This is a genomic window from Caballeronia sp. M23-90 (genome assembly GCF_053574605.1).
In genome coordinates this window covers 1-3,945 of record NZ_JBSIPA010000559.1, presented here as the reverse complement: position 1 = coordinate 3,945, position 3,945 = coordinate 1, and the positions used below count along the sequence as shown (strand labels likewise).

The window sequence follows — 3,945 nt, the reverse complement described above, 5'->3', positions numbered from 1 at the left end:
TGCCGTCCGCCGGGCCGCCGCGAGCTTGTCGAGCGACGCGGCAGGTAGCGTTGTAATACTTTCGTCGAGCGCGCGGCGTACCTTCAGCGCGAATTCGGCTTCTTTCTGATCGAGAGCGTTGCTCATAGCGTGATTCCTTTCGCCTTCAGCGCGTGTGCCAGCGCATGCGTGGCCCGCGAGCAATGCGTTTTTACGCTGCCCTCAGAGCAGCCCATTGCAGCGGCGGTTTCGGCGACATCCATATCCTCCCAGTAACGCATGAGAAACGCTTCCCGTTGACGTGCTGGCAATTTCTGGATTTCCGCGTCGATCAGATTGAGCACCTGTTCGCGCTCGAGCCGGCTTTCGCTGCTCTCCGCACCGACCGTGCCATCCTGCGATTCGAAGGTTTCGAGGGGGTCGAATTCGTCGTCGTCTGCGTTCCCGAACGACGAAAACAGGCTCACCCACGTATTCCTGACCTTCTGGCGCCGGAAATAGTCGTGCGTTGCATTTTGCAGGATACGCTGAAACAAAAGCGGCAATTCAGCCGGAGGGCGGTCGCCGTATTTTTCGGCGAGCTTGATCATCGCATCCTGAACGATGTCGAGCGCCGCGTCGTCGTCACGTACGGTGTACACCGTCTGCTTGAACGCGCGTCTTTCGACGCCCGCCAGAAAATCGGCGAGTTCCTTGTCTGATGCCATCCGTGAGGCCCGGCGCAACGAGTGTGCGTCGATAAGGGTTGGTGAGAGGTTAAAAACCTGCGGATGCTAACAAACTTTTGGGTGAACAGCGAGGAAATGCCTCAGACGGCGGCCCGCGAAGCAGACTTTTCCGCATCATTTCGGAGAGTTCCGAGCCTTTTTTCACCCCTTTTCAGCGCATTCCGGTTGGGGTCCAAGAAGTTTTTGCTTGACTGTCTTTATTGCCTCGGGCTATCGTTTCCGACTCGCATCATCAGTGAACTGTCTCTTTGAGGCGAGCCCAAGAAGCCCGCTTCCCATTTAGACGCGCCGCTTGAACCCGAGCCATAAGCCCGGCAGAGAGCACCCAATCAATTTTTTGCCGAAAATTCGAAAGGTGAATGTATGAATATGCCCAGCGCGGAATTCTCCACGTCGGATACGACTCCCCCACTCGAAGCGCAATCCATTGGCGGCACCGTGCTCATGCGCGCGCTGGCTGACGAGAACGTCGAGTTCATTTGGGGCTATCCCGGCGGCTCGGTACTCTATATCTACGACGAGTTGTACAAGCAGGACCAGATCCAGCATATCCTCGTGCGCCACGAACAGGCCGCGGTTCATGCCGCCGACGCCTATGCGCGTTCCACCGGCAACGTCGGCGTGTGCCTCGTGACCTCGGGCCCCGGCGTCACCAACGCGGTGACCGGTATCGCCACGGCTTACATGGACTCCATTCCGCTCGTCGTCATCAGCGGTCAGGTTCCGACTGCGGCGATTGGCCAGGATGCGTTCCAGGAGTGCGACACGGTCGGCATCACACGCCCGTGCGTGAAGCACAACTTCCTCGTGAAGGACGTGCGTGAACTGGCCTCCACCATCAAGAAAGCGTTTTATATCGCGCGCACAGGCCGTCCCGGCCCGGTGCTGATCGACATTCCGAAAGACGTTTCAAAGACGCCGTGCAAATACGAGCCGGTCAAATCCGTCTCGCTGCGTTCGTACAATCCGGTCACCAAAGGCCATTCGGGCCAGATCCGCAAGGCCGTGCAGCTTTTGCTGTCGGCCAAGCGTCCGTATATCTATACCGGCGGCGGCATCATCCTGGCGAATGCGGCGCGCGAGTTGAACCAGTTCGCCGATCTGCTCGGTTATCCGGTCACGAACACGCTGATGGGTCTCGGCGGATATCGCGCGGACAAGAAGCAGTTCCTCGGCATGCTCGGCATGCACGGCACGTACGAAGCCAACATGGCCATGCAGCATTGCGACGTGCTGATCGCGATCGGCGCGCGGTTCGATGACCGCGTGATCGGCGATCCGGAGCATTTTGCGTCGCACGCGAAGAAGATCATTCACATCGACATCGATCCGTCGTCCATTTCCAAACGCGTGAAGGTCGATATCCCCATCGTCGGCGACGTGAAGGAAGTGCTGAAGGAACTGATCGAGCAATTGCAGACGGCCGACCATGGCCCCGATACCGCGGCGCTTGCCGACTGGTGGAAGGACATCGAAGCATGGCGTTCGAAGGACTGCCTCAAGTTCGACCGCAAGAGCGAGATCATCAAGCCGCAATATGTGGTCGAAAAAGCCTGGGAGCTCACCGGCGGCGAAGCGTACGTCTGTTCGGACGTGGGCCAGCACCAGATGTGGGCCGCGCAGTTCTACCGGTTCAACGAGCCGCGCCGCTGGATCAACTCGGGCGGGCTCGGCACCATGGGCTTCGGTTTGCCGGCTGCCATGGGCGTGAAGATGGCGCATCCGGACGACGAAGTGCTGTGCATCACGGGCGAAGGCTCGATCCAGATGTGCATCCAGGAATTGTCGACGTGCAAGCAGTACAACACGCCGATCAAGATCATCTCGCTGAACAACCGCTATCTCGGCATGGTTCGCCAGTGGCAGCAGATCGAATACAAGAAGCGTTATTCCAGTTCGTACATGGACGCGCTGCCTGATTTCGTGAAGCTCGCCGAAGCGTACGGCCATGTAGGCATGCGCATCGAACATACGCGCGATGTCGAACCGGCGTTGAAAGAAGCATTGCGCCTGAAGGATCGCACGGTATTCCTCGACTTCCAGACAGATCCCACCGAAAACGTCTTTCCGATGGTCCAGGCAGGCAAGGGCATCACGGAAATGCTGCTCGGATCGGAAGATCTATAACGGCTGTTTCCTGTGCGGATTCGCGCGCGCCCGTCTTCACAAAAGACGTTCGATTGCGCGCGGGTCTGACGAGAACACGCCATCCAACTGGATTAATCGGGAACGCAAATCATGAGACACATCATTTCCGTGCTGCTGGAAAACGAACCGGGCGCGTTATCGCGTGTCGTCGGGCTCTTTTCCGCACGCGGCTACAACATTGAGACCTTGACGGTGGCGCCGACCGAAGACAGTTCGCTGTCGCGGCTGACCATCGTTTCCATTGGCTCGGACGACGTGATCGAACAGATCACGAAGCACCTGAACCGCCTGATCGAGGTGGTGAAAGTGGTCGACCTGACAGAGGGCGCCCACATCGAGCGCGAGCTGATGCTGATCAAGGTAAGGGCAGTCGGCAAGGAGCGGGAAGAGATGAAGCGGATGGCGGATATCTTCCGCGGCCGGATCATCGATGTCACCGAAAAAAGCTACACGATGGAACTGACAGGCGCGAGCGACAAGCTCGACGCCTTTATTCAGGGGCTTGATGCGACGGCGATTCTCGAAACCGTGCGCACCGGAAGTTCTGGCATTGGCCGGGGCGAGCGCATTCTGAAGGTTTGAGACTCGCCGCAACGAACTCGCAGTTATCAGTACCCCTTAAACGAATCAACGAATCTATTCAAGGCAAAGGAACCGACATGAAAGTTTTCTACGACAAAGACGCCGATCTCTCCCTCATCAAGGGCAAGCAGGTCACGATCATCGGCTATGGCTCGCAAGGCCATGCACACGCGCTGAACCTGAAGGACAGCGGCGTGAACGTGACGGTCGGCCTGCGCAAGAACGGCGCATCGTGGAGCAAGGCCGAGAAGGCCGGACTGAAGGTCAAGGAAGTGGCCGAAGCCGTGAAGGGCGCAGACGTCGTCATGATGCTGCTGCCGGACGAGCAGATCGCTGAAGTCTACAAGAACGAAGTGCACGACAACGCCAAGGAAGGCGCTGCTTTGGCATTCGCTCACGGCTTCAACGTGCATTATGGCCAGGTCATCCCGCGCGCCGATCTGGACGTGATCATGATCGCCCCGAAGGCGCCGGGTCACACGGTGCGCGGCACCTACGCACAAGGCGA

5 protein-coding genes are annotated in these 3,945 nt (G+C 58.5%); 3 read left to right on the top strand and 2 right to left on the bottom strand.

The features are described from left to right. Positions 1 to 126 (bottom strand): DUF3619 family protein (locus ACRXB1_RS32435; RefSeq protein ID WP_449494361.1); only part of this gene is annotated, 126 nt, incomplete at its 3' end. Next, on the bottom strand, positions 123 to 686 hold the full coding sequence (locus ACRXB1_RS32430; protein WP_056354030.1) for an RNA polymerase sigma factor: 564 nt from the start codon (positions 684 to 686) through the stop codon (positions 123 to 125). The genes ACRXB1_RS32435 and ACRXB1_RS32430, both read right to left, overlap by 4 nt. 384 nt (positions 687 to 1,070) lie before the next feature. Between ACRXB1_RS32430 and ACRXB1_RS32425 the strand changes: the two genes are divergently transcribed. The 3 genes from ACRXB1_RS32425 to ACRXB1_RS32415 all read left to right on the top strand — a co-directional run. After that, positions 1,071 to 2,834 (top strand): acetolactate synthase 3 catalytic subunit, encoded by a 1,764-nt coding sequence (locus ACRXB1_RS32425; RefSeq protein WP_061999845.1) that lies wholly within the window; start codon positions 1,071 to 1,073, stop codon positions 2,832 to 2,834. A 111-nt stretch (positions 2,835 to 2,945) separates the two neighbouring features. Further along, positions 2,946 to 3,437: an acetolactate synthase small subunit gene (ilvN, locus tag ACRXB1_RS32420; RefSeq protein ID WP_047844600.1), complete on the top strand. Its 492-nt coding sequence runs from the start codon at positions 2,946 to 2,948 to the stop codon at positions 3,435 to 3,437. A 77-nt stretch (positions 3,438 to 3,514) separates the two neighbouring features. Beyond that, positions 3,515 to 3,945 (top strand): NAD(P)-binding domain-containing protein (locus ACRXB1_RS32415; RefSeq protein WP_449494360.1); only part of this gene is annotated, 431 nt, incomplete at its 3' end.

What these genes read in the sequence shown, in the direction of transcription:
- ACRXB1_RS32430 (WP_056354030.1), bottom strand. Translation starts at nt 686, where the DNA reads ATGGCATCAGACAAGGAACTCGCCGATTTTCTGGCGGGCGTCGAAAGA.
- ACRXB1_RS32425 (WP_061999845.1), top strand. Translation starts at nt 1,071, where the DNA reads ATGAATATGCCCAGCGCGGAATTCTCCACGTCGGATACGACTCCCCCA.
- ilvN (WP_047844600.1), top strand. Translation starts at nt 2,946, where the DNA reads ATGAGACACATCATTTCCGTGCTGCTGGAAAACGAACCGGGCGCGTTA.